This window comes from Foliimonas ilicis, from assembly GCF_039939195.1.
Classification (GTDB): Bacteria; Pseudomonadota; Alphaproteobacteria; order Rhizobiales; family Rhizobiaceae; genus Foliimonas; species Foliimonas ilicis.
The window spans coordinates 122,619-148,037 of the sequence record NZ_JBDUUH010000012.1 but is presented as its reverse complement, the minus strand read 5'-3'; the positions used below and the strand labels follow the sequence as shown (position 1 = coordinate 148,037).

General features: G+C 58.8%; 25 protein-coding genes. 10 read left to right on the top strand and 15 right to left on the bottom strand.

All coding sequences use genetic code 11. From position 1 onward, the window contains the following. Nucleotides 1–111: 111 nt before the first annotated feature. The 8 genes from ABFT80_RS22585 to ABFT80_RS22550 form a co-directional block, all read right to left on the bottom strand. Nucleotides 112–1,245, bottom strand: coding sequence for a DUF2333 family protein (locus ABFT80_RS22585; RefSeq protein WP_347974214.1), 1,134 nt, complete (start codon nt 1,243–1,245; stop codon nt 112–114). A gap of 13 nt (nt 1,246–1,258) precedes the next feature. Further along, entirely contained in the window at nt 1,259–2,545 is a 1,287-nt protein-coding gene (locus ABFT80_RS22580) for a DUF6638 family protein (RefSeq protein ID WP_347974213.1), read from the bottom strand. Nucleotides 2,546–2,672: 127 nt separating this feature from the next. Beyond that, entirely contained in the window at nt 2,673–3,089 is a 417-nt protein-coding gene (locus tag ABFT80_RS22575) for an endonuclease domain-containing protein (protein WP_347974212.1), read from the bottom strand. Nucleotides 3,090–3,228: 139 nt separating this feature from the next. Beyond that, nucleotides 3,229–5,139, bottom strand: coding sequence for an AAA family ATPase (locus ABFT80_RS22570; RefSeq protein ID WP_347974211.1), 1,911 nt, complete (start codon nt 5,137–5,139; stop codon nt 3,229–3,231). 3 nt (nt 5,140–5,142) lie between these two features. Continuing rightward, nucleotides 5,143–5,601: a hypothetical protein gene (locus ABFT80_RS22565; RefSeq protein ID WP_347974210.1), complete on the bottom strand. Its 459-nt coding sequence runs from the start codon at nt 5,599–5,601 to the stop codon at nt 5,143–5,145. Next, nucleotides 5,594–6,742: a hypothetical protein gene (locus ABFT80_RS22560; RefSeq protein ID WP_347974209.1), complete on the bottom strand. Its 1,149-nt coding sequence runs from the start codon at nt 6,740–6,742 to the stop codon at nt 5,594–5,596. Before ABFT80_RS22560 ends, ABFT80_RS22565 begins: the two co-directional genes overlap by 8 nt. A gap of 22 nt (nt 6,743–6,764) precedes the next feature. Continuing rightward, nucleotides 6,765–7,853: a hypothetical protein gene (locus tag ABFT80_RS22555; RefSeq protein ID WP_347974208.1), complete on the bottom strand. Its 1,089-nt coding sequence runs from the start codon at nt 7,851–7,853 to the stop codon at nt 6,765–6,767. Between the two features lie 117 nt (nt 7,854–7,970). After that, nucleotides 7,971–8,582, bottom strand: coding sequence for a thymidine kinase (locus tag ABFT80_RS22550; protein ID WP_347974207.1), 612 nt, complete (start codon nt 8,580–8,582; stop codon nt 7,971–7,973). Nucleotides 8,583–8,797: 215 nt separating this feature from the next. Between ABFT80_RS22550 and ABFT80_RS22545 the strand changes: the two genes are divergently transcribed. The 5 genes from ABFT80_RS22545 (at nt 8,798) to ABFT80_RS22525 (ending at nt 12,857) form a co-directional block, all read left to right on the top strand. Then, nucleotides 8,798–9,745 (top strand): choline ABC transporter substrate-binding protein, encoded by a 948-nt coding sequence (locus ABFT80_RS22545; protein ID WP_347974206.1) that lies wholly within the window; start codon nt 8,798–8,800, stop codon nt 9,743–9,745. Nucleotides 9,746–9,823: 78 nt separating this feature from the next. Continuing rightward, nucleotides 9,824–10,681 (top strand): choline ABC transporter permease subunit, encoded by an 858-nt coding sequence (gene choW, locus ABFT80_RS22540; RefSeq protein ID WP_347974205.1) that lies wholly within the window; start codon nt 9,824–9,826, stop codon nt 10,679–10,681. Beyond that, the gene (choV, locus tag ABFT80_RS22535; RefSeq protein WP_347974204.1) at nt 10,678–11,859 is read left to right on the top strand and encodes a choline ABC transporter ATP-binding protein; all 1,182 of its coding nucleotides are present in this window, start codon (nt 10,678–10,680) and stop codon (nt 11,857–11,859) included. Before choW ends, choV begins: the two co-directional genes overlap by 4 nt. A gap of 147 nt (nt 11,860–12,006) precedes the next feature. Next, nucleotides 12,007–12,312, top strand: coding sequence for an ATP-dependent Clp protease adapter ClpS (gene clpS, locus ABFT80_RS22530; RefSeq protein WP_347974203.1), 306 nt, complete (start codon nt 12,007–12,009; stop codon nt 12,310–12,312). Between the two features lie 59 nt (nt 12,313–12,371). Next, on the top strand, nt 12,372–12,857 hold the full coding sequence (locus tag ABFT80_RS22525; RefSeq protein ID WP_347974202.1) for a hypothetical protein: 486 nt from the start codon (nt 12,372–12,374) through the stop codon (nt 12,855–12,857). Between the two features lie 107 nt (nt 12,858–12,964). Here the strand turns inward: ABFT80_RS22525 and ABFT80_RS22520 are convergent, their stop codons facing one another. The 4 genes from ABFT80_RS22520 to ABFT80_RS22505 are packed head-to-tail and all read right to left on the bottom strand — an operon-like array spanning nt 12,965 to nt 19,773. Continuing rightward, a complete protein-coding gene (locus ABFT80_RS22520; protein ID WP_347974201.1) occupies nt 12,965–15,028 on the bottom strand; it encodes a hypothetical protein in 2,064 nt (687 codons plus the stop codon). 1 nt (nt 15,029) lies between these two features. Then, on the bottom strand, nt 15,030–17,858 hold the full coding sequence (locus ABFT80_RS22515) for a DUF4159 domain-containing protein (protein WP_347974200.1): 2,829 nt from the start codon (nt 17,856–17,858) through the stop codon (nt 15,030–15,032). After that, a complete protein-coding gene (locus ABFT80_RS22510; RefSeq protein ID WP_347974199.1) occupies nt 17,855–18,769 on the bottom strand; it encodes a DUF58 domain-containing protein in 915 nt (304 codons plus the stop codon). The genes ABFT80_RS22515 and ABFT80_RS22510 overlap by 4 nt, the downstream gene beginning before the upstream one ends. After that, the gene (locus ABFT80_RS22505; RefSeq protein WP_347974198.1) at nt 18,769–19,773 is read right to left on the bottom strand and encodes an AAA family ATPase; all 1,005 of its coding nucleotides are present in this window, start codon (nt 19,771–19,773) and stop codon (nt 18,769–18,771) included. The genes ABFT80_RS22510 and ABFT80_RS22505 overlap by 1 nt, the downstream gene beginning before the upstream one ends. A 122-nt stretch (nt 19,774–19,895) precedes the next feature. Here ABFT80_RS22505 and ABFT80_RS22500 point away from each other — a divergent pair, with 122 nt between their 5' ends. Genes ABFT80_RS22500 through ABFT80_RS22490 form a run of 3 tightly spaced genes read left to right on the top strand, consistent with a single transcriptional unit; the run spans nt 19,896 to nt 22,436 of the window. After that, nucleotides 19,896–20,540 (top strand): DUF1285 domain-containing protein, encoded by a 645-nt coding sequence (locus tag ABFT80_RS22500; RefSeq protein WP_347974197.1) that lies wholly within the window; start codon nt 19,896–19,898, stop codon nt 20,538–20,540. Nucleotide 20,541: 1 nt separating this feature from the next. Further along, nucleotides 20,542–21,174 carry a CoA pyrophosphatase gene (locus ABFT80_RS22495; RefSeq protein ID WP_347974196.1) on the top strand — a complete coding sequence of 211 codons (633 nt, stop codon included), beginning with the start codon at nt 20,542–20,544 and terminating at the stop codon, nt 21,172–21,174. Then, on the top strand, nt 21,171–22,436 hold the full coding sequence (locus ABFT80_RS22490; RefSeq protein WP_347974195.1) for a CCA tRNA nucleotidyltransferase: 1,266 nt from the start codon (nt 21,171–21,173) through the stop codon (nt 22,434–22,436). Before ABFT80_RS22495 ends, ABFT80_RS22490 begins: the two co-directional genes overlap by 4 nt. Here ABFT80_RS22490 and ABFT80_RS22485 read toward each other — a convergent pair. Then, nucleotides 22,433–22,624: a DUF1059 domain-containing protein gene (locus tag ABFT80_RS22485; RefSeq protein WP_347974194.1), complete on the bottom strand. Its 192-nt coding sequence runs from the start codon at nt 22,622–22,624 to the stop codon at nt 22,433–22,435. The two genes, ABFT80_RS22490 and ABFT80_RS22485, sit on opposite strands and share 4 nt — an antisense overlap. A 70-nt stretch (nt 22,625–22,694) precedes the next feature. After that, the gene (gene hemF / locus ABFT80_RS22480; protein WP_347974193.1) at nt 22,695–23,609 is read right to left on the bottom strand and encodes an oxygen-dependent coproporphyrinogen oxidase; all 915 of its coding nucleotides are present in this window, start codon (nt 23,607–23,609) and stop codon (nt 22,695–22,697) included. A 116-nt stretch (nt 23,610–23,725) separates the two neighbouring features. Here hemF and ABFT80_RS22475 point away from each other — a divergent pair, with 116 nt between their 5' ends. After that, complete coding sequence (locus ABFT80_RS22475; protein ID WP_347974192.1) at nt 23,726–23,983, top strand: hypothetical protein; 258 nt, start codon at nt 23,726–23,728, stop codon at nt 23,981–23,983. 240 nt (nt 23,984–24,223) lie between these two features. On the opposite strand, the gene ABFT80_RS22470 is transcribed toward ABFT80_RS22475, so the two are convergent. Continuing rightward, on the bottom strand, nt 24,224–24,673 hold the full coding sequence (locus ABFT80_RS22470) for a tRNA (cytidine(34)-2'-O)-methyltransferase (protein ID WP_455189984.1): 450 nt from the start codon (nt 24,671–24,673) through the stop codon (nt 24,224–24,226). 299 nt (nt 24,674–24,972) lie between these two features. Between ABFT80_RS22470 and ABFT80_RS22465 the strand changes: the two genes are divergently transcribed. After that, nucleotides 24,973–25,401 (top strand): hypothetical protein, encoded by a 429-nt coding sequence (locus ABFT80_RS22465; protein ID WP_347974190.1) that lies wholly within the window; start codon nt 24,973–24,975, stop codon nt 25,399–25,401. Nucleotides 25,402–25,419: the final 18 nt, after the last annotated feature.

Genomic DNA, 25,419 nt, shown 5'->3' with positions numbered 1-25,419 from the left:
GCTTCAATGTCGTTCTTGGGCGCAATAACAGCCTGACAAGGCTTTGCCCTGCCGTCTCAAATCAGCCGCGCAATGGAAAATTTGCGACAGAAACGGCAGGGAGTTGGTCGTTTAACGATCAAGAACTGATCGGAGTTCAACGATGTTGGAGCGAACCTGCAGGAGGTTGAAGCCCATCGTTGCCAGATGCGAGGGGAAGAAGGCGCTCGACTCGCTGCCATTCGAGATGATCCACGGCCGGACATCGAGAGATGCGCGAAGCTGCTGCTCCATGCGGGTCCAGAGCGCGGTCAGGTTGCGCTCGGCGATGATGGCAGCGAAATCGGAGCGGGTGGCGGTGAGGATACCGTAATAAGCGTAAAGCTGCCCGTAGGCGAACCAGAACCGGTCGTCGGCTCTGAAATCCAGCCAGCCTGCGTCAGAGGCGGCGATACGCTGCCGCAAGATGTCGGAAGTCGACCCGATGTCGCCTGCAATGCGGTCGAGGAAAAGCATCAGATTGTCGGCGCGCGCATCGAAGGTCGCATCGCATTTTGCCAGACTTTCATTGAAGGCGCGCAGCTTGGTGATGCCCTCGCGGTAGACGCTTGGAGTCGGGCGGGTCGGACCACGCCATCCGATGTACCAGGCGTTTTCGTTCCACGCCATGGCGGTTCTGGCGTCCTGAAGATTCTGGTCGATCTGAGAGGTGCCGCGCACGCGGCCCAGCGTATCGACGAGTTCCGTTGTTGTGCGACGGATGACCTGATTGATGCCGAGCTGAAACGCCGCCTTGTTGTCGAAATATGGCGTATTGCGCCAATCGATCCCGAAAAACCCAAGCTTCGAGACAACCATCGAAGAAATCCAGGCGTTCCGGTTGACGTTGAAATCAACGAGATCCGCCGACACATCGGCAATAGCCGACTGTTTGCAACTGGTTGGCTGTGTGGTCGTCGCGGTCGATCCCTCCGCACCTGTGCCGATCGGGTCGCCCGCTGCGGCGTTGCTGGCCGAAACGTTGAACGACTTCGGATAGTCGGGATCGAAACCGTTCCACCATTGCGTGGCGTAGAAAAAATTGGCGTAGAGGCCGAACAGGACGAGCAAGCAGGCGGCCAGGACAGCGCGAAGAATCCAGCCGCGGCTTTTGTACCAGCGTCCGAGCCACATGAAGGGCCAAAGCAGCACGCCGACCAGAAGGCCGATGCCCTTGCCGATCGCCTGGAATATCTTGATGAAAAAGCTCACGATGGGATCGAGCATGTCGTAGTTCCCCTCAATCGGCCAAGCCGTAAAGACGCGCTCTGAAGCCCGCTTTATCTTTCAGATATGTGGTTTTCAGCGTCTCGACAACATGGCTGCGCCAAGGTTCGTCGAAACCTTGATAATCGGCGTAGAAGCCCTGCTTGTTGAAGACGTAGCGCGACATGAAATCCGACGGCACGAAATCGGAGATCAGCCGGTTGGTAAGCCACGCATCCGGGTGATCGGGCTTTGCCCGCACCACCAGAAAACGGTTCAGCGGTGAAACCTCTTCGAGCCGCAGCCTGCCGGACTGGGCGATTTCACGCTTCGCGGCATTGAGGAACGGGAAAGTGCCGTCGCGGTTGATCAGGTCGGCGTTGCGATGAATCCAGGTCTGGAGCCAGACTTTGTCCACGCCGCGCAGATCACGTTTCGGCTCGCTTTCGCGGATGAGATTGCGGATCGCCATATCGGCGCGGTGTTCGAGATAGCCCGAATTCTCGACCCATGAGGCGCGGGGCAGCTCGATCCGTCCGCTTTCAGCCAGAAAACTGAAAACGCGCTCCGCATCGTTGATCGAAAGATAGCTGACCTGCCATGGCCGCGAACGGCGAAAGCCCGGCGCAGTCGGATTGCTGATGACGGTCGTGATGTCGGAATCGACAAAGACATAAAGCCCGCCGAAATGGCTCGTCCAATAGGCGTTGTGCCGGAAAATCACCTGGTCCGGCACCAGCGCATTCTCGCGGATATCACCGCAGACTTTCGCAAGCTCGACCATGCGTTCGAGCATGGCATTGTCGCGCCATGCATTGGGCTCCTGCCGCAGTCGGTCGGCCAGCGTTCCAAGTTCGGCAGCCTTGCCCAGAACGTCTTCGGCAGACAGAACCTTGAACTCGACCTGATTAATCGAGAGCAGGTCTTCGATATCCTCGATATGCGATACGGAATCGTCGATCTCGCCGTAGATCACGTCCTTGATGGTCAGCGCATCAATGGCGCGTGCATTCTTCGAAAAGAACTCGAACATCAATTGGGACGTGTTCGAAAAGGCGGTGTGGACGACCGGCAGTTCGGCCTGCGCAGGCGTCAGCAATATGAAACGACGGTCGATCTGGTTGGGGTCGAGATACTGATAATCGCCCAGCTCCTCAGCGATCTGCGGCGAAAAACCCGTGCGGTCGATGTCGAATTTGGCAAGTTTCGTCGGCTTGAACCCGAACGCCTTCAGCGCCTTGTTATAGCGCTCGATCAGATGCGGCTCGCTTACAGTCAGCAAGCGCCCGTAGATGAGTTCATTGTCGCGCAGGAGGTCCATTAAAATTACCCCTCACTTTCTTCGCGTAAATAACGGGGAGAGGAGGGTATCAACGTTGCAGCCACCATCCTTCTCCCCGTTGTTACGGGGAGAAGGTCCGGCAGGGGATGAGGGGCAGCGAAAGCGTTCAAGAGGTTCTCTCTTCGTAGTCATCAGCCGAGGTGAATCGAAGATCATATGCTTCGATGTTTCGATCTAGCCGTCCGTCGATTGCAGCAAGAATGCTTTCAAGCACTGAATTGCGTTCTCTCAACACATCAACATTCCAGACCCGCAGCACCGACCAACCTTCAGATACCATAAACTGGTCACGAATCCTGTCTCGCTTGTTTTCGGCATGTTGGCTACCGTCCACTTCGACGACCAGCCTCGCTTCCCGACATGCAAAATCAGCGAAGTATCGCCCTATGGGCAGTTGACGAACGAACTTATGACCGTTGAGGCGACGATTGCGAAGCTCGGACCAAAGAATGGTCTCCGCATCGTTCTCGACGTTACGAAGATTTCTTGCTCGATTGGTGGTGGCTTGCTTTGGTCCACGCATTAAGGACGCCCCTCATCCGCCTGCCGGCACCTTCTCCCCGTAAACGGGGAGAAGGAAAATGTCCGCAACGTTTCCGCTTATCCCTTCTCCCCGTAAGCGGGGAGAAGGTGCCGGCAGGCGGATGAGGGGCAACACAACCTCAAGCATTCCACATGCCCTTCGCCTTCAGCCCTTCGATCTCGCGAACGGCGCGTTCGCGGAGGCGGGCTTCGCGGATTATGCGTGTCACATCCGCATCGTCGGAGCGGTCGGAATAGCGGAATTCGCTGTCGGCGTAGCGGTTGACCTCTTGCATGACCATCTCCATCGAGAACGGCCCGCGCAATTCCTCGATCATCGCACGTTTCGCGTCATAATCCTTGTGCATGAAGGCTTCCGGCTTCTCGAACCATTCGTCGGGCAGTTCGATGTCCATGGCGCGCATCTTGATCGCGTCGGTGACGTTCTTGATGGCGCGGCCGGTGAAGCGCGGTTCGGCTTCCTTGATCAGATGCAGATAGGTGCCGATGTCGGAAAGCGTCTTCGGCGCGCCGTTTTCCTTCATGAAACGATCATAGACCTTCAGAAGCCCGTCTTCCTGCGGCTTTGCGTGGTCCTCATAGGCGGTTTCGATGGCGCGCTGGATTTCCTGCGCTGCGTATAGTTCATGATCGCCGAGCGGGATTTTGTGGTTCTTGCCGGCGAGAAGCGTGAAAATGTCGATATAGTCGTCGCGTGTCTGCGGGCCATCCACCAGCCACCGCGCGCCTGCGCGCTGGCGCAGCGCGTCATCGACATTTTCGGGATAGTTGGAAAACATGCCGAAGGAGCAATTGCCGCGCACCACGGTCGACGCGCCGGAAAACGCCTCCATCAGAACGCCGGTTATTTCCTGCTGACCGGCGGAAGCGCGGTCGTCTGAGCGTTTTGCGGCAACCTGATCGATGTCATCGACCGTGCCAAATCCGATGGCGCGCGGGTTCAGGACATTGGTGATGAACTGCTTGCAGTTTTGGCCGGATTTGCCCTGATAGGAGGAAATCTGGTCAACGCCGAAATTCTCATAGACGAACTGGTAGCCTGCAATCTGGCAGTAATCGTTCAGAAGACCGGCGATCATCTGGATCAGCGTCGTCTTGCCGGTGCCAGGTGAGCCGTCGCCGATGAAGGTGAACAGGAAACCGCCGAGATCGACAAACGGATTCAGCTCCCGGTCGAAATCATAAGCCATCAGCATCTTGGCGAGCTTCATGGACTGATATTTGGCGATGTGGTTGCCGACGACTTCTTCGACCTTCTTGAAGGTCATCACCAGCGGCTTGGATTTCTTGCCCGGCGCAACGTCGAAACCGTCCAGCGTGAAATCGTCTGCATCGATGCGGATATGCGTGTTTTCGAACGCACCCAGCCCGTCGAAACGCGATTTGCGGGCGAGAAGCCCGTCGATCGTTATCCGCGCGAACGCCTTGGCGCGCGTGGTGAGATCGGCCTCGTCCGTCGCTCCGGTGATTGCGCGATCAAGGCCCGCCACCAGAGATTTCAAGGCATCCTGCGGCGTGTCGAACAGAAAATCCGGTTCGGTAATATCGTTCGGCGGTTCGCTGTCGCCATCGATCAATTGCACGAGATAGCTGGCAAGCGTGAAGGCCGAGACATAGGCCGATGCCGAGAGCAGCTTCTTGAAATGGGTCGCCTCATCGCCTTCCAGCGGCGCGCGTGCATTCTTGGCCTGCAAGGCTTCAAGGTCGTTACCGCGCGAGAATATTTCGGCCACTGCGAGCGCAACCGCAATGCCGCGGCGGGTCCGGTAAAGCAGCGTATGCTGGCCGATGGAAAGCAACTGGTCGCCGGGGCGAACGGCACCGACCGTTTTCGAAAGCTCGATCTCGCGAGTCTTGCGCACGGAGCCGGTGGAAACGGTCGAGACAAAGCGACGTCCCGTTCCGGCAAGTGCTGTGCCGGACTGGCCCGAAGAATCCTCAAGCACCACCATGCGCGTGATCATGCTTTGCGCGGTGTTGCGATGCTTTTCGATGTCGGCTTCGGGGATGGTTGTCAGGCCGGTGTCCATAGTTCAATCCCGGTTTGAGCGATCTTTAAAGCGTCGTTCCAACGCGTAGCAAATTGGCCCCGCGAAGTATAAAGTTGATACAAGGATGGCGTAGCCAGCTCCATACACTAAAGCCATCTCAAGGATGTCTTTGTAAGAGGTGAATGTCCCTTCTGGATGCTCGGCAGCGCTTAAGTACGCGAATGTCAAAACGGCCGTTGAACTCATTCCGGTCAACATCATTGCCGAAAGTTTGCGAGGCGAACTTGGCCATTTGGGCATGATGTTGGTGGAAACGACGGTCGCAAGACACATGGCGATGGATCCAAAACTAATATTCGGGCCGGCAATCCACCAATCCGCTAACATTGTAAATGACCACGTCACTATGTTTACAAGAACGATGCTGCGATGAGGGTGACGATAAACCCATGCCGTTCTGGGTTCTTGTTCTAGATAATAGACAGGCTTTGGATCAGACATCGCTGATCACCTGGCCCTTGGACAGGATGTGGACCTTGTACCCGCTGAAAATCTTCTGCGCTTCGCCAGCGGCGTAGAGCGCTTGATAGGCTTCGTGCGGAATCAGCGCGTGTTTTTCATAACTGGAAACGCCTTGCCGGGCGGCCTCCAGATCGTCGGTGTTAATGTAGAATTCTTCCGAGGCAGGTTCGCTCGACCAAAGGCCCTTGCGTCCGGGCTTTTCGCCTTTCGAGTAGACTTCCTGAATGGTCCAGGTCAGTAGCCAGGCATTTTCCGGCTTGCCGACGCGCGACAGGACATTGGTCACGACGGAATTGTTTTCGGTGATGCCTGCAGAATAGAACGGGCCGAGGACGACGCGGCGTAGTTGCTTTGGGTGCAACTGGTCGAAATCCTTGTCCAGATTTCCGGCAATCGTCGCGGGCGAAAGCGTATAGGCCGAGTTGCGCTCGGTGAAATCGTCGAAGCGATGCGCAAGTTCGGGGTTGAGCAGACCATCGACGGGCAGGGGGATTTCCAGATCGTCGTTCAGCCGCCCATTGTCGCGAACGAGCTGGCGGACCATCGCTGGAGATGAATCCTCGACCGTCGCCATATAGACGAGCGGCAGATTGGCCGTGCCGTCGAAACTCGCCCAATGGACGAGATAGTAGGGGCGCTGCGTCTTCGGGTTCACCGAAACCTTGGCGGTCTGCGACAGGATGAAGGGCGCGAAGACCGCGCCATCATCCAGATCTTCCAGATAAAGCCGTTCGGCCATCATGCGCTGAAGCGCGTCGGGAAAGCTCTTATGGCGCAGGATGAAGTCGGCCATTTCCTCGCGAAGCTCGGCGGCTTGCGGGATATTGGCCAGCCTTTGTGCTGCCTGACGGGAATCGTTTTCGAGTTCCAGAACGTTCTGGAAAACCGGAAATCCGCTTTCGGCGCGTGAAATCCGGAAGCTTTCCATGAAGCCCAGCCGGTTTCGCCAGCAGGAGAAGGATTTCTCCAGCCGGCCGATATATTCTGCGACCACGCCCGCGACCAGATCGTGCCTATAAAGCGCGGACTGGTCGTTGCGCATGAAAATCTCAAGCCCATGCAGCGCCGACGCGATCGTGTCGAAGTATCGGGCGGCCGCTGCTTCGTTCTGGGATGTCATCCGGGCTATCCGCCTTGCAAACCTACTGCTGCACGTAGTTGGCGGCGTTGTGCTTCTTCATCACATCGTCGAAGCGGCGTGCAAAGGCATCGTCGGCAAGCTTCTTGCGGCGCTGGATGTCGCCGGTGGCGACCATGTTCTTTTCATGCATTTCCAGGAGATCGCCGATGTGCTTCTGCGCAGCCGCACCAATGCCTGCCATCGTTTCCTCGGCCGTGTTGTCGACCTGGCTGCCCAGCGTGTTGATCTTGTGGGCGACGTCCTGCTGGGCGGCGGTCTTCAACGAATCTTCCAGTGCCTTGTAGAGCACGATGCGCTGCTCTGTATCGATGGTCAGCTTGTTGATCAGCGTGTTTTGCGCGGCGATCTGGTTGTTCAGAGAGTCCACGAAGGTCTGGAACATCGAGCTGTAGCGTTCCAGCGTCTGGCTTTCAGCGAGCAGTTCCTGCTCCTTAGCCTGTTTTTCATTGTACTCGGTCGCCAGTTTCGAACGCTCGCCCTCAAGATTGGTGCGCTCTTTCTGGCTGGTCGATGCAGCGATCTTGTTTTCGATGTCGAGCAGCAGCGGGTTGAGTTCCTCGATGCGCTTCTGCGTGGCTTCGAGCGCCAGCATCGCGGTCTTGCGGCGCTCGATCACCTGCGCAAGGCTGGTTTCCGAGGTCTTGTAGCGCTGGTCGAGAATGTTCTTCTGCTCTTTCAGGATACCGACGATCGTGTCGGACTTGGAAAGAAGCTCCTGAAGGTTTCCGGCGAGTGACATGTTGCGCACGCGGTCGGTGCGCATGCGCTGCTTTTTCTGAGCGGAGAAAAACCCGACGAAGGTTTCCCAGCCGGTATAATTCTTCATGCTTTCGAATTCGGAGCCGAACACATTGGTCGCGTCTTCAAGCCCGATGATGAGGTCGGCGATATTGCCTTCCATCACCTTCTGCTGGCGAAGCACGTCCTGAATGCGGGCATTCTCGATGTCGAAATCTTCGGCGCCGATCTTGCGGTCGGTCTGCGCGAACTGTTCGAGCACGATGCCGGACTGCTCGATCTTGGAGCGCATGTCATCGACGACCTGTTTGGTCCTGGCGATTTCGGTGTCGAAATTCTGTAGGGTCGCCATGCTGTCCTCCGGTTTTCCGCCCTCGGCGGGTGATAAAGATATATGTGGCACTCATAGAAATTGAAAGTCGGCGCGTCTCTGCAACCGGTGTTTTATAGTCTGGCCATCGAATACACGTCAGGATTTCACGAAACCGATGAAATCCTCCGGCTCGACGCGGCCCATTTCTTCTTCCCAATGGCGGCGGCATAGCGATACGTAGACGTCCTTGCCGATGGCGACCTGATCGCCTTTCTTTGCGACTTTTCCATCTGCACCGAGGCGCACGACCATCGTCGCCTTTCGCCCGCATCGGCAGATGGTGCGCACTTCGCGCAATTCGTCAGCAATCGCCAGAAGGGCGCGTGAGCCGGGAAAGAGCTTGCCCTGAAAATCCGTACGCAGACCGTAGCACATGACCGGCACGTTCAGGCGGTCGGCAACGCGCGCCAATTGCCAGACCTGATCGTCTTCCAGAAACTGTGCTTCATCGACGAAGATACAATGAACGGTGCTCGACCTGTGATGTTCCTCGATGCGGGCGAAAAGATCGTCGCCGTCGCGAAACATTTCCGCTTCGGCTTCAAGCCCGATGCGCGACGAGATGTAGCCGCCATCATCCTTTCGATAATGCCCGGCCACAAAAAGCATGGTCTGCATACCGCGTTCGCGGTAGTTGTACGACGCCTGAAGCAGCATTGTGGTCTTGCCGGCATTCATCGTTGCGTAATGGAAATAGAGCTTGGCCATTGCTCCTAATATCCGTGCGGGCAAGTGCGGCAAAGCCTGCTGAACATATCTTCCACCGGAAACGGCTCGATTGTCGTCAACAGCATAGTTGACGCCGCTCTTTACGATGGCAAGGCCTTGAAACCATATCAAAATGGTGTTTGGCTCAAGAGAACAGGCGTTGCACAAGACGCCGCCTTGCCAAAGACCGCTTTTTCAAAATGGGAGACTGCCCTATGTCGCGCATGACATTATTTGCCGCAACGTTCGGACTGACGGCAATTCTCGGTTCCGGCGCGGTGTTTGCCGCGGAGCCCGATAGCTGCAAGGCCGTCCGCTTTTCCGATGTCGGCTGGACCGACATCACCGCTACGACCGCAACCGCTTCGGTGGTTCTGGAGGCACTGGGCTACACGCCGGATATTCAGGTTCTTTCCGTTCCTGTCACCTACGCATCGCTGGCCAGCAAGGATATCGACGTTTTCCTCGGCAATTGGATGCCGACGATGGAAGCCGACATCAAGCCCTACGCCGAAAACAAGACGGTGGAGACGGTCGTTACCAATCTGGAAGGCGCAAAATACACGCTGGCCGTGCCGAAACACACCTATGATGCAGGGCTGAAAAGCTTCGAAGACATCGCCAAGTTCAAGGATAAGATCGGCAACAAGATCTACGGCATCGAAGCAGGCAATGACGGCAACCGCCTCATCCTCGATATGATCGAAGGCGACAAATTCAGCCTCAAGGGTTTCGAACTGGTGGAAAGCTCGGAGGCCGGCATGCTTTCGGCCGTCACGAAGGCTGCCAATTCCAAGCAGGATGTCGTGTTTCTCGGCTGGGAGCCGCATCCGATGAATTCCAACATCGAGATGGAATATCTGTCGGGCGGTGACGATGTTTTCGGTCCGAATTTCGGCGGCGCGACCGTGGCTACCAATGTGCGCGCCGGTTACACCACGGAATGTCCGAACCTCGGCAAATTCCTCGGCAACCTCGTTTTCTCGCTGCAAATGGAAAACGAGATCATGGGATCGATCCTGAATGACGGTGCCGACCCGAAGGCTGCCGCGACCGAATGGCTGAAGGCCAATCCCGATGCGGTTACGCCATGGCTGAACGGGGTCACGACTTTCGATGGCGGCGATGCGAGCGCTGCCGTCAAAACGGCGCTGGGCACGTAATCGACAATCCGGTCGTCTGAACGAGGCGGCGGCAATCCGAACAGGATCGCCGCCGTTTTGCTATAAAAAGGAAGTGTCATGGACCCCATTTCGTCGGTCATATCGAGTTTCAAGATACCCATCGGTCGATGGGGCAAGCAGTTCTTCGATTTTCTGACGACGAATTTCGAATGGCTGTTCGATTCGATTGCCGATGGGCTGACCTTCGTCCTCACCAGTCTCGTGAATTTCATGCTTTGGTTGCCAGCGGTCGTCGTTGTGGCGGCTATCGCGCTGCTTGCCTGGTGGCTGCAGCGGTCCTGGAAACTTGCCATCGGCGTGGTGGTCGGCCTGTTCTTCATCATCAATCAGGGGCTCTGGAAAGAGACCGTCGAAACGCTGGTTCTGGTTGTTGCCGCCGCCGGTGCATCCATGGCAATCGGCGTGCCGATCGGCATATGGGCTGCGCATAATGAGCGCGCCTATCGCTATCTCCAGCCGGTGCTTGATCTCATGCAGACGATGCCGACCTTCGTATATCTCATTCCGGTGCTGATCCTGTTCGGGCTTGGCATCGCGCCGGGGCTGATCGTGACGGTGATCTTTGCGTCTCCCGCGCCGATCCGGTTGACTTATCTCGGCATAACATCCGTTCCGACGCCGCTTATCGAAGCGGGCGAGGCTTTCGGCGCGACCAAGCGTCAATTGTTGTGGAAAGTCGAATTGCCCGCAGCCTTGCCGACCATCATGGCAGGGCTAACGCAGTGCATCATGCTGTCGCTTTCAATGGTCGTCATCGCAGCGCTTATCGGCGCGAACGGCCTCGGCAAGCCGGTGGTGCGGGCGCTGAACTCTGTCAACATTCCGCTCGGCCTTGAAGCCGGCCTCGCCATTGTCATACTCGCGATCATCCTCGACCGCATCAGCCGTATAGGCACTTCGGGAGGTGCGAAATGAACGCCGCGGTCGATTTCAGGAATGTCGATATCATCTTCGGTGAGGAGCGTAAGCGCACGCTGGAACTTCTCGACAAGGGCGCAACTCGCTCTGAGATTCTGGCGCAGACCGGATCGGTGCTTGGCTGCGCGGGCGCAAATCTGACAGTCAACGAGGGCGAGATTTCCGTTCTCATGGGCTTGTCCGGCTCCGGGAAATCCACGCTTCTCCGCGCGGTCAATCTGTTGAATGTTCCAGCGCGCGGGCAGGTTTTCGTCAAGGATGGCGACCGCACAGTCGATGTCGCGAATTGCGACAAGGCAACCCTGCGCCACATAAGACAGACGCGGGTCGCGATGGTGTTTCAGCAATTCGCATTGCTGCCATGGCGCACGGTAGAGGAAAATGTCGGCTTCGGCCTCGAACTTGCGGGCGTGCCGGAAGCTGAGCGGAAGGAGCGCGTCGCCCAGCAATTGAAGCTCGTCGGCCTGGAACAATGGGCAAAGAAATACGCCCATGAACTTTCCGGCGGCATGCAGCAGCGTGTGGGTCTGGCCCGCGCCTTTGCCACCGAAGCGCCGATCCTTCTCATGGACGAACCGTTCTCCGCCCTCGATCCGCTCATCCGCACCAAGCTTCAGGATGAACTTCTGCAGCTTCAGGAAAAGCTCAAAAAAACGATCATCTTCGTCAGCCACGATCTGGAAGAGGCGCTGAAGATAGGCAACACGATCACGATCATGGAAGGCGGGCGCATCGTTCAGTCGGGTCCACCGGAGGACATAGTGCTGAAACCCGCCAATGACTACGTTCGCGATTTTATCGCCAACGTGAATCCGCTGAGCGTGCTGACCGCATGGAACGTCATGCGCGACCGGCGCGATCTGGAAGAGGCGGGCGAGGGCTGGCTGTGGCTGGATCGTCGTCAGACCACGCGTTTCAAGATCGACACGGACGGGCTGATTGCTGCTGCCGAACGCAACGGACGCCCTGCGGTCTGGTCGTCCTGCGATGATGTCGAGCAATTGCCGGAGGATACGCCGCGTGTGTTCTGGGCGAACCCCGGCACGCCGCTCAAGACGGTCATGCTCGCCATGCATCGTTCGCAGACCTCGCCGGTGGCGCTACTCGATGACCAATCGCGATTTGTTGGCGCAATCGGCATCCGCGACGTGCTTCAGGCGGTCTTGAGGCGTTGAATCAACTCGTAAATGAGTTGATTCTAAAATAAGCGCCAAGTCGTTGTTTTGAAACGCATCCGGGCATGCGAGCTGCGCGCCTGTTTGTGAATGGACCGGCTGGATCATATGTGAGAGGTTTAAGCCCGCAGCAAAGATTGCTTATCCATGGCAGATCCAATCACAACACCCCGCATCAAGCCCGAACTCAAGACCGAGCGACCGAAGCTATACAAGGTCATTCTGATAAATGACGATTTCACGCCGCGTGAGTTCGTCGTCACTGTCTTGAAGGGTGAGTTCCGGCTCACCGAAGATCAGGCGAGCCGCGTCATGATCACCGCGCATCGGCGCGGCGTTTGCGTCGTGGCAGTGTTCACGAAAGACGTCGCCGAAACGAAGGCCACGCGCGCCACCGATGCAGGCAAGGCCAAGGGCTATCCGCTCATGTTCACGACCGAGCCTGAGACTTGAGTTAGAGCCGTTCCTGTGTCGAGGGGAAGAAAGGTGCAATTTGCATGCGCATAATGGTTATGAGCGGCATTTTCGCTGCTTTTTTAAATATTGGAGCGGCCGCGGCGATGCCAGTGGATATGACGGTAGATCGCCTTCTCAATATCTGCAAAGCGCCCACTGTGCAGGCGGCAATAGCGAGCGGCAACGAACTTGGCTGGCCGCGACAGGCCGATGCAGAACTGGAGAAGTGGCGTACTCATTTCGTCGCCTACAATGGTGGCTCCGTGGATGTTGTGGGCTGGCGTCGCGACAATGCTGGAGGAGCCGAGTCGCTGTCGTTTTGGATTGCTGTCGGTCCAAACGGACACAAAGCATGCGCATATTCGACGAAGAAACCTGACGGATTGCTGGATGCACTATCGGAAAGTCTTGGAGCGCCCGACAGTCTTGAGAAAAATGACACGATAGAAACCATATCTGCTTTCTGGAAGCGAGGGGCGATCGAATACTCCTTCACTCAGGTAGGCTCGTACGCCGGCGTCACGATCGGACCGAGCCAATGAGGCTCTACTGCATCGGCCCGAAAACCGGAATCGGTTGAGGGAAACACGATGCAGCAGATTTAAAGTGTTAGAACGTCCTTTGTGCGTCCAATAGGACGCACGGCGCTCTAACGCCCCTCGCGATACCACATCGAGCCGAGCGCCAGCAGCAACAGGCCGAGGCCGAGGAAGCCGCCGAACAGTGGAACGCGACCGACCGATTTCAGCACGCTGTCATTGGTCGTGCGCAGGCCGATCCAGTCGTTTCCGGCCGTGCTTCCTGCGCGCGCAGGCACGATGTTGGGCAGGCTGACGCCCGTCATGCTCGCCAGCCTGTGGATGCTGCCGCCGCTCGATTCCGCGATCGGGCGAAGCACATCTTCCGTCGAGACCACATCGGCGAATTCCGGCGCATTTATCGGGCCGATATGGGCGAGCGTTGTCAGGTCGCCATTCGCGATCTGATAGAGGCCGATCTCGTCGGTTTCGGTGCTGCCGGTGAATATTCCGGGTTCGGACTGGTTGAGCGGGATGCTCATTGTCTTGCCCGACGGCGTGATGATTTGCGCTGCGCCCGGATCGTCGCTCATCGTCTGACGGCGCACTTCCAGAACCATGCCGCGTCCATCGGCGGTCAGGCGTTCTTCCTCCAGCTCCGGCTCCTTCATCAGCCAATGCGCGATGCGGCGATAAAGCGCCACATGCGGACCACCGCCTTCGAAACCGCGCGCCCAGAGCCAACCCTGATCGGAAAGCAGCATGCCGACGCGGCCTTCGCCTTTGCGGTCGAGCAGCAGGAGAGGGCGCTCGTCCGGCCCCTTCATGACGACTTCGCCTTCGGGGCTGTCGATTCCGACAAGCCGGAACCAGCGGCTCCAATGCGGTGGCTCGCTGCCGGACCCTTCCAGACCACGCGTGACCGGATGGCGCTCGCCGAGTGTCGTCAGGCGCGGAAAGAATGCCTGCTCGACCACTTCGCCATTCGGCAGACCGGGCAGGGCGGACATAAGCGGTGTGCGCGCCACCGAGCTTTCGCCTGCATATTCGGGGCCAGCCGCAATCAGCAGCGCGCCGCCCTTTTCGACATATTCGGCGATGTAATCGTAATAGAGGATCGGCAGCACGTCGCGGTGCTGGTAGCGGTCGAAGATGATCAGGTCGAAATCGTTGATCTTTTCGACGAAAAGCTCACGGGTCGGGAAGGCGATCAGCGACAATTCGTTGATCGGCGTACCATCCTGCTTTTCCGGCGGACGCAGAATGGTGAAATGCACCAGATCTACCGAAGCGTCTGATTTCAAAAGGTTTCGCCATGTCCGCTCACCCGCATGCGGCTCGCCGGAAACCAGCAGTACGCGCAAGTTTTCGCGAATGCCATCGACCATCGCAATGGCGCGATTGTTGGTGTCGGTCAGTTCGCCTTCCATGGGCTCGATGGAGAGTTCCACGATGTTGCGACCGGCGGTCGGAACCGTGATTTGCAGCGGCGTCTCCTGGCCGACTTCGGCCTGCTCGACCGCGACCTGCTGACCGTTGATCGAGACGCGGACATTGACGAGGCCGCCATTGCCATTGGTTTCAAGCACGCGGTAACTCATGTCGAGCGGCTTGCCGACAATACCGAAACGCGGTGCCTGTTCGAACCGGATGCGGCGGTCGCGCTCGTTTTCTTCGCCGGTAATCAGCGCATGAAGCGGTGCAGTGAAGCCATTCGGGTTCTGCGGAACGTCATGCACCTGACCGTCCGTCACCATGATCGCGCCGCCGATGCGCGAGGGCGGAACATCACGGAATGCGCCGTTCAGCGCCGTGAAAAGCCGTGTCTGCGTGCGGTCGTCTGCGGCGTCGGCCTGTCCGGCCTCGATCTCGCGCACTTCGAACTGATTAAAGCGTTCGAGCCGTTCTTTCAGCCCTGCAACTGCAGCATCGGTTTGCGCCGTACGGTCGCCGATTTCCTGGCTTTGGCTGCGGTCAACCACCAGCGCCACGACGCTTTTCAGCGGTTCGCGCTCTTCATCCAGTAGCACCGGATTGATGAGTGCCAGCGCGAGTGCCGCAAGTGCTGCAAGGCGCAGGAGCGCGCCGCGCTGACGCATGAACAGCCCGGCCAGTACCATAAGCGCGATGGGAATGAACACGGCGGCAAGCCATGGCCATGAAAGCAGCGGTTCGAAAGCGACGGACCAGTTCATGTCATTGCCCCAGCCGTTCGAGGAGGGCGGGCACGTGAACCTGATCGGATTTGTAATTACCGGTCAGCATATACATGACGATGTTGACGCCCGAACGGAGCGCGTAGATGCGCTGCATCGGATCGGACGGCACGGTCGGCAGAAGCGGCTCGCCATTCTGGTTCATGGCCCATGCGCCTGCGAAATCATTCGCGGTGATCATGATCGGCGAGACGCCGTCGCCGGTGCGCACCGGACGGTTGTCGCTGTTGCTCGCTTCCGGCGAAGCCTCGACCCAGAGCGGGCTGCCATTAAAGCGCCCCGAAAACTCCGGCATGATGAAGAAGGATTTGGTCAGCACGTGGTCTTCCGGCACGGGCTCCAGCGGCGGCACGTTGAGGCTGCCCAGAATGTCGCGCAGACGTTCTGTCGAGGGGCTGGCTGAACCAGCATCGATGCCGTTCGCATATTGGTCGCGCGTGTCAAAAAGCACGGTGCCGCCCTGCTGCATATAGGCGTCGATGCGGGCGATAGCGTCCTCGCTCGGCATTGCAGCATTCGGATCGACCGGCCAGTAAATCAGCGGGTAGAATGAAAGCTCGTCGGTGGAAATATCGACGCCTGCCGGTTCGCCGGGTTCAAGCGCGGTCTTGTCGACCAGAAAACGCGTCAGCCCTTCCAGCCCCGCCAGACTTATGGAATCGACCGAATTGTCGCCCGTCACGACATAGGCGAGGCGCGTCGTGGTGATGGCAGCTATCGCCTCCTCGTCGCCCGGCTTGGCGTCCTGCGCGAATGATGGTGCGGCGAACAGGACAGCGCCTGTCACAAGCGCGAGCAGCGCCACATTGGCGACTGCGGAAGCGGTGCGTTTTTGCTTTCGGCGACGCGAGAACAGACCGCCCATCCAGAACACAGCAAGCGTGTCGAGAACCATCAGAAGTAGCGCCGCTGCCATGAGCGAGCCTTTCAGGTTGCGCGATTCGTCGAAAGCATAGCTCATTTCGGTGACCGGCGCTGAAATCTGCGGACGAGCAAGCGGCGTGAAGGCAGCATCGGCGGGCAGAAGGTTCAGTGCCTGCACGCCCTCTTCGGTGCCATAGAGGCCGGGCGGGTTTTCGATGGTGATCGAATGCGGGCCGGGTCCGGCGATCAGCGGCCGTGCATCCGGCGTCGGTGGCACGAGCGTTCCATCGGCGGCGATCATGCGATAGGGCGCAAGGCTGGCGCCTGCCTGATCGTTGCCGTCGGTCGCGGTGCCTTGATTGCGGGAAAGCTGGACGATACGGCGCAGCATCTCGACGAAGCTGCCCGAAATCGGCAGGTTCGACCACGTCGCTTCCGGCGTCACATGGAACAGCGCGATGGTGCCTTTTTCACGCTTGGCGCCTGTCACCAACGGTGTGCCGTCTGCAAGGCTGGCCCAAGTGCGCTCGACGATGTCGGACGATGGCTCAGCCAGAATCTGGCGCGTCACGGTCACTTCCATTGGCGGATTGAGCCCGGCGAAAGGGCCGTTCTGCGGAAACTCGGTCACGGCCTGCGGGTTCGCCCATGAAAGCGCACCGCCCATGGAGCGCTCGCCAATTCTGAGGCGCACCGGCAGCAGATCGTCGTCGTTTCCGGCAGCAGCCAGCCGCGAGCCAGCGAAGCGCACGAGCGTTCCGCCCTCGCGAACCCATTCGACAAGCTGTGCGCGTGCCGCGTCGGGAATGGTGCCGACATCGGACATGACGATCATTGCCGGTTTCTGTTCGAGAATTTGCGGGATTGCCTGTGCGAGATCCGCACTCGATGGCGAAATCAGATCGGCAAAAGGCTCCAGCGCCCGCCTTATGTAGTAGAGCGGCGAAAGCAGAGGCTGCGCCTGATCCGCCTCGCTTTGCGACAGAAGCCCGATGCGGCGGCGCTTGGAATTGTCGTCCAGCACACGCACTGCGGCCGCCTGATTTTGCCCGTCCACGGTGATCGAGGAGAAATCATTGCGCAGTTCGAAAGGCACGGTCAGCCGCGCTGTCGTCTGCGCTTCGCCTGCTGCAAAGGAAAGCGACGTGTCGGCAATGCGCCGTCCGCGATCATCGAATGCGCCCACTGTGGCTTGCCTCGGAGCAGTTTCACCGGGCGCGCGGATGGCCGTCAGTTCGAAACCGTCGACATCGTTTTCCGTGGCGGTCAGGCCGATCATCGAAAGGTTTTCGGGCGAAATCCAGATGACGTTTTCGGCGGTTCGGCCAAGAAGATCGTTGAAAGCGGCTTCGTCGCCATCCTGCGCCAGCCCGTCCGCCAGAACGGCAACCGAAGTCGAAGGCAGCGCGCCTATCGCCTCGGCCACGCGGGCATAAACGGCGGGGCGGTCTACCGGTATCGGGCGAGGCTCAGCCGCATGCAGCCTGTTGCGCGCTTCTTCAGCATCGAAGGGACCGATCTCGGCATTCGGCTTTTCAGCCGTAAAGGCGAGAAGCACCGGAATGCCGGTCGATGCCGCATCCGAAATCAGGCGTTCTGCGGTGGCGCTGCGGCGATCCCAGTCCGCTGCACTTGCCCAGCCATTGTCGATCACCAGTGCCAGCGCGCCGCCGCCGGTCGGAGTACGTTCGCGCGGGTTGAATACGGGTTCGGCCAGCGCCATTACCACGAGTGCAGCCATCAGAAGCCGTAGCAATGTCAGCCACCAAGGGCTTTGATGCGGCGTTTCCTCGCGCTTCAGAACGTTCGCGAGAATCCTGAGCGGCGGAAATACTTCCTGCTGGGGCTTCGGCGGTGTCAGCCGCAGCAGCCACCAAATGACGGGCAGTGCCAGCAGACCCCAAAGGATTGCCGGAAAGCCGAAGGACAGCGGAAGCCAGCTCATGCGCGGCCCCCGACATGGCCGCTATCGACCGTCATTGCCATGTGAACACGCACCAGCGCGTCGGATGCAAGGCGGTCGGTGTGGTTGACAGTGTAGCTCCAGCCCAGCCTTTTCGCCCAGGCGGAAAGCTCGGCTCGCCGCGCGGTGTAGAGCCTGCGGTATTCATCGCCGAGCAGTTCGGCGCGGCCGGCAGTCAGCTTTTCGCCGGTTTCCGGGTCGGTGAATTCGGTGCGTCCGCCAAAGGGGAAATTTTCCTCGGCGGGGTCAGCAATCTCGATCAGATGCGCCCGTACGCCATGGCGCGCGAGAAGGTCGAGCCATTCCATGGTTTCCTCGACCGGATCGAGAAAATCGCTGGCGATGACAATATCGGAAAAGCGCCGGATGACGTTGAAGTCGGGCCGATGGACAAGGCCGGATGCGTGGGTAAGGCGCGCTGCAAGCCGTTCCGCGCCATTGCGGGCTGTGAAGGGATCGGTCAGGCCCGGCCACGCAATGCGTTCGCCACTGCGCGAAAGCAGTTCGGCCAGTGCCAGCGTCAGGACCAGCGCGCGCGATTCCTTGGAAACCGATGCGGCGTTCGATTTGTAGAGCATGGAAGGCGAAGGGTCGGCCCAGAGCCATACGGTGTGTGCGGCTTCCCATTCGCGGTCGCGCACATAGACATGATCGTCGCGGGCGGAACGCCGCCAATCGATGGCCGATTGCGACTCGCCCTCGACATAGGGACGGAACTGCCAGAAATTTTCGCCGATGCCGCGCTTGCGGCGGCCATGCCAGCCGCTGATCACCGTGTTGACGAGACGGCGCGCTTCGATAAGCAAATCCGGCACAAGCGAGGCGCGCATCCTTGCCCTTGCGAGTGCATCGCCGGTTACGGCTGGAGCTTGCGCCGCGCCGATTTGGCTCATCAGATGCCTTTCACCAGTCGCGCAACGACATCGCGTACGGTTGTGCCTTCCGCACGGGCGGTAAAGGTAAGCGCCATGCGATGCTGAAGCACCGGCTCGGCAAGCGCTTTCACGTCGTCGATGGAAGGTGCCAGCCGACCATCGTAAAGCGCGCGGGCGCGAGCGCAGAGCGTGAGCGCCTGGCTAGCGCGCGGGCCGGGACCCCATGCGACATGCTTGTCGGTGTCTTCATTGCCCTGACCCGGGCGAGCCGAGCGCACGAGCTTCAAAATCGCATCGACCACGCTTTCGGGAACAGGCATTCGGCGGATCAGATGCTGAATTTCGCGAAGCCGTGCCGGATCGAGCGCGTTTTCGGCCTTGGCATCGTGCGTGCCGGTGGTTTCCAGAAGAATGCGGCGCTCGGCCTCGAGTTCTGGGTAGAGAATGTCGATCTGCATCAGGAAGCGGTCGAGCTGTGCTTCCGGCAGAGGGTAGGTGCCTTCCTGTTCCAGCGGGTTCTGTGTCGCCAGAACGTGGAATGGCGCAGGCAGATCATGCCGCGCGCCGGCAATAGTCACGTGGTACTCCTGCATGGATTGCAGCAGTGCAGACTGCGTGCGCGGGCTGGCGCGGTTGATTTCGTCGGCCATCAGAAGCTGCGCGAAAATCGGGCCGGAAATGAAACGGAAGGAGCGCTTACCCTTTTCGTCCTGCTCCATCACTTCGGAGCCCAGAATGTCGGAAGGCATGAGATCGGGCGTGAACTGGATGCGGTTCGTGTCGAGGCCAAGCACGATGCCGAGCGTCTCAACCAGCTTCGTTTTCGCGAGGCCCGGAACGCCGACGAGCAGCGCATGGCCGCCTGCCAGAAGTGCAACCAGCGTTCTTTCGACCACGCTTTCCTGACCGAAGATCACCCGGCCGACACCGTCGCGAATTTTTGAAATGTCGGCCAGCGCCTGTTCGGCCATCGCCACCATTTCTTTTTCGTTCACAGGCGCTTCCTTGACAATCACGCTCATTCGGCTTCGATCCTCTCGTCCGGTGGCAGGTTTGCCGCTGTCGCACCTGTTCTTAATCGTCGTTTGAACTTAAATCACTGTCCTAGGCTGACAAGCGCAACAACAGTGACTATTTCGTGACTATGGCCAAAGATAGCAACGATCAATCGGGCACAACCGGCAATGACAGTCTGACGGCTGCGGGCGACGCAGCCGGGCTCGAAGCGCTGATCGGTCGCGCCGCGCGCGCCGGTAAAGGCCCGGCACCCGTAGAGCGCTGGAATCCTGAATTCTGCGGCGCGCTCGATATGGAAATCAAGGCGGACGGAACGTGGTTCTACCTTGGAACGCCGATTGGCCGTCCGGCACTCGTGCAGCTTTTTTCCAGCGTCCTGCGCAAGGATGAGGACGGTAAGACCTATCTCGTTACGCCTGTGGAAAAGGTCGAGATACGCGTCGAGGACGCGCCATTCCTTGCCGTCGAGATGAATACGATCGGCAGTGACGATGATCGGAAAATCACATTCCGCACCAATGTCGGCGACGTTGTCGAGGTCGGCCCGGAAAATCCGCTTCGATTCGTCGATGAGGACGAGACCGGCGGGCTGAAGCCCTATGTTCTGGTGCGCGGGCGGCTGGAAGCACTTGTGGCGCGGCCTGTCATGTACGAACTGGTCGAATATGGCGAGGAAATCGACATCGACGGAAAGTCCACCTTTGCGGTTCGTTCGAATGGCGAAATCTATCCGATCATGGCGTCCGACACGCTGAAACGCCTGAGCGCCTGATATGGATGCGCTTTCGCACGGTTCATTTTCGGCACAGGATTTTCGCATTCGGGCGGCGCGCGAGCGCGGCCCTTACAATGGTTCTGAATATGGCGACCATCGCTGGAACCCGGATGTGCGCGACCGCATCATTGGGAATGCCTTGCGCGATGCAGCGGTTCTGGTTCCCGTGGTCGATCACGGCGACGACGCGACCGTAATCCTGACCAAGCGCGCCGAAAGCCTGCGCAATCATTCGGGGCAGGTTGCCTTTCCGGGCGGGCGCATCGACGCGACCGATCCGACGCCGGAATTCACCGCATTGCGCGAAACGGCAGAAGAAATCGGCCTTTATGAAGATCATATCGATGTCGTTGCGCGTCTTCCCGACTATGTTGCGGGCAGCGGCTATCGCATCGCGCCGGTACTCGGCATCGTCCAGCCCGGTTTCAAGCTGACCATCAACCCCGATGAAGTAGATGCGGTGTTCGAAGTGCCGCTGCGCTTTCTGATGGACCCTGCAAACCATGCGCAAGGCAGCCGTGAGTGGCAGGGCAAGGAATGGCTCTTCTACGACATGCCCTATGGCGACCAGCGCATCTGGGGTGTCACTGCGGGTATTATCCGTACGCTTTATGAAAGGCTCTATGCGTGAGCAAAACAAGTTCCATAGCGGGTGCCGAATGGCTGCGCGACAGCGGCCTGAAAGGCCTTCTCGCAGCTCTGACCGAAGGCGGCGAGGAAGCGCGCATAGCGGGCGGCGCGGTTCGCAATGCTCTGCTTGGCGAAGCGGTTTCCGACATCGACATCGCGACGACGAATACGCCCGACCAGACGATGGAGCGCGCGAAGGCTGCCGGTTTCAAGGCAATCCCGACCGGTTTCGACCACGGCACCGTCACGGTGGTTGCCAAGGGGCAGGCCTATGAGGTCACAACGCTGCGGGCCGACGTTGAGACCAATGGCCGTCACGCCAAGGTGGCATTCGGACGGGATTGGAAGCAGGACGCCGAGCGGCGCGACTTCACCATCAACGCGCTTTACGCCGAAGCAGACGGCACCGTGATCGATTTCGTCGGCGGTCTGGCTGATCTCGAAAGCCGCACCTTGCGTTTCATTGGGGATGCGGAGGCACGTATCCGGGAGGATTACCTGCGTATCCTGCGTTTTTTCCGGTTTTTTGCCTGGTACGGGTCGGGAAGGCCGGATTCCGAAGGGCTGAAAGCCTGTGCTCGCCTGAAATCCGGTGTGGAAACGCTCTCTGTGGAACGCGTATGGGTGGAATTGAAGAAGCTCCTATCCGCGCCTGACCCCAGCCGCGCGCTGCTGTGGATGCGCCAATCCGGTGTGCTGACTGCCGCACTTCCCGAAAGCGAAAAATGGGGCATTGATGCGATCCATGGTCTGGTAAAATCCGAGCAGGACCTCGGCTGGCCGTCCGATCCGCTGTTGCGGCTGGCCTCGATGGTGCCACCCGATCCGCAGCGCATGCGCACTCTGGCGGATCGTCTCAGGCTGTCGAAAGCGGAAGCCGCCCGGCTTGAGAACTGGGCGCTTGCCCGCTCGCCTTCACCGACGATGATTGAAAGCGAACTGGCGAAAATTCTGTATCGTGAAAACGAGCAGGGGTTGAAGGACCGGCTGCATCTGTTGCTGGCATCGGCGCGCGCCAAGGCGGCGGAAAGCGATGCAGCGATGATAGAAGCAGGCGGCTACAGCCGATTGCTTGCTTTCATGAAGCGCTGGCAACGGCCTGTCTTTCCGTTGAATGGCGCCGATATTGCGGAATTTGGCATCGAACCGGGCAAAGTTTTCGGCGAAACGCTCAAAAAACTCGAAAATGAGTGGGTGGAATCGGGCTTTTCGCTCGATCGCGACGCGCTTCTGGCGCGCGCCGCGCAAGCGGCAGGAAACTAGGCCGCGTCCCGGTCGCGCACTTTTTCGATGCGCGAGCGAATGGCTTCGACCATCGATTCACGGATGATCGTCTCGCCATGCGTTTGGCGCATATGCTCTACCGCGCGGCGCATGACTTCGGCTTCTTCCTCATGTCGCGTATGCCATTCGCAGCCTGGAACCAGCGATCCGCATTGAAATTCTTTCATTGGTCCATCCTCCTCTTATCTCGTTGAGATGGATAAGCTTAACACATCAAAGCCCGATTGGTTGCCGTGATTACGGCCATTTCACCTCTGGCGGCATGCTCGACAGGATCGAATTGACGTTACCGCCGGTCTTCAGGCCGAAGATCGTGCCGCGGTCGTAAAGCAGGTTGAACTCGACGTAGCGTCCGCGGCGGATCAACTGCTCCTCGCGTTCGGCATCGGTCCAGTTCTGGTTGAAATTGCGCTTTACGAGATGCGGATAGACCACCTGAAACGAGCGGCCTACATCCTGCACGAAGCGGAAATCGGCGTCCCAGCCGCCTTTTTCTTCCGGCGAATGCTGCCAGTCGAAGAAAATGCCGCCGGTGCCGCGCGGCTCGTTGCGATGAGGCAGGAAGAAATATTCGTCGCACCATTCCTTGAAGCGCGGATAATCCGCGACATTGGGATGTTTCGCGCAGGCGAATTGCATCGTCTTGTGGAATGCCTGCGTGTCGGCATCGTCTTGGCTTCGGCGTACATCGAGCACCGGCGTCAGATCCGCACCGCCGCCAAACCACCAGCGCGAGGTGACGACCATGCGCGTGTTCATGTGGACTGCAGGCACATTCGGGTTTTGCGGATGTGCAATCAACGAAATGCCGCTTGCCCAGAAGCGGGGGTCCTCATCGCCGCCCGGCATCTGCTTGCGAAATTCCGGCGAGAATTCGCCATAGACGGTCGATGTGTGCACGCCGACCTTCTCGAAGACCCTGCCGCTCATCATCGACATGGTGCCGCCACCGCCTTGCCCGCCATCGCGCAGCCACGGTGTCTGTTCGAAGCGGCCCGGCGCGCGTGAGGAGAGCGGTCCGGTCAGTTCGTTTTCCAATTGTTCGAAGGACGCGCAGATGCGATCGCGCAATTCTTCGAACCAGGCTTTGGCCGCCAGTTTACGGTCTTCGATATCGGCAGGCAGGCCGACTGGTATTTCGGGGCGCTCCATGAGCCTTCTCCGCTGCTTTACTAATTTCTCTGCGGCCGGCTGGAGGTCGCACAAAATGACTCGTCTTTTCGTGCGCGATCCCTAATCTGTAATTGATCAGGGTCAAGGAGTTCCTCATGCGTACTCCCGCAAGACCGCCGCTGGACGGTTTGAAGAAGAGGCTCAAGGAAGGGCGGGCAGAGCGCGCGCGCCAGCCTCGCGATGGCTTCCTGCGCGAAACATTCGTGCTTCCAAGGAGCGATGCGCGCGAAAAAGCCAAGGAATGGTTCGAGCGCTGGCCGAAACAGGCCTATTGGACCACGATAGAGAGCTGGTTTGAACGTCCGGGCGACGTCATCGAATTCACGATCAGGCGGCTTCCTACCTCGGACTGACATCAGCTTATCGAACGTAGTTTTACGGCTTCCCCTGCGACAGTTTGCGCAAAAGCACATACCGCTCCTTACGGGAAACGGAACCGTTCGCATGGCGCCCGCGAATCACTTTGTTCAAATTTCTGGGTGCATCGTGTTGACCTCAAGTTAAGTTGAGGTTTTATCAAGCTCTCCTTCCAAGACTTTAGAAGGAGACAACAGATGCCAAAATTGACATTGATCCGCGGCGGAAAGGATATCCTAGCCGAGCTGGCGCATCGCTTCGCCGGTCGCCATGGCAGCGGAGAGCGCGACGTTCAGGCTTCGGCCGCCGCCCTTCATGGGAATCAGCAAGCGCGCATCGGCGCTTTCCTGCACATTGTCTGGGACGCCAGCGGATTCACGGCCGAACAGGAGAACGTCTCCATCCGCAAAGGCGAATTCGGTATAGGGCGCGGCGGCTTTGGTGGAAAACAGCACCAGCCTGAGGCCTTCGCTGAGCCGCCATTCCTCGAAGCGCGCAAAATCGATGTGGCGGGTGAGGGCGGCCATTTCGAGATAATCCATTCCGGCGCGCCGGAGATTGCGGTCGGAGAGGTCGAAACCGGCAGGCTCGATAATGTCGACGCCGATGCCCAGACAGGCGGCCATACGCAAAATCGTTCCCGTATTGCCCGCAATATCGGGTTGGTAGAGCGCGATTCGGATCATTCCAGCCAATTTTATGCCTTGCTGATATGTGGCCTCACGGTCACAGTTTTTGGTCGAGATAAGGTTCAGCGTCTGAATCTGTCGGCAGACTTATGGTCTTGCGAGCCGAATGCGGCTATAGAGCCTTCATTGTCAATCCGAACCGACGGAGGAAGTCATGATGAATATGCACCGCTTGCTCCCAGCCTGTGGCCGTAAGGCCTGACGGCGGTATCGGTTCGACGCTTTCTCTGAAAATCTGAAGCTAACTCGTCTCGATTCCCGCCGGATTTATTCCCGGTCTTCCAAGGAATCGTTCGATGTTTGCCAATATTTCGGGCGTAAAGCCGCCACCCGACCCTAAAAATAAACTGCCGCAAGGCGAAGCACCCAGCCTGCAGGACCAGAAACTGTCCGCCTGGGCTCTCGCTGCCGGTATTCGTCTTCCCTTGTCCCAAACGCATGGGCATTTCCGCAGCCACCGGGGCGAGCTTCCGGATGTGGATTTTTCCGGCGCTTTGCCGATGCGGAGTCGGAAATCGCTGTTCCGAGACGTCTTTCAGTGGATCGGGAGGCAAATGAAGACAAATCCTGACAGAGCCGTGTCAGGAGCGCTCGGGCATGAGTTGGCTGAAACGCCGCCTCGTTCCTATATAGAACCTGTTTCGACCGGAGATTCCGGCCAAGGTTCAGCGAGCGTCGACAAGCAAAAACGCACCGCCGCGCGCCCAGTGAAGCGCGTGGCGTGACCGAACTTTGATAATGAA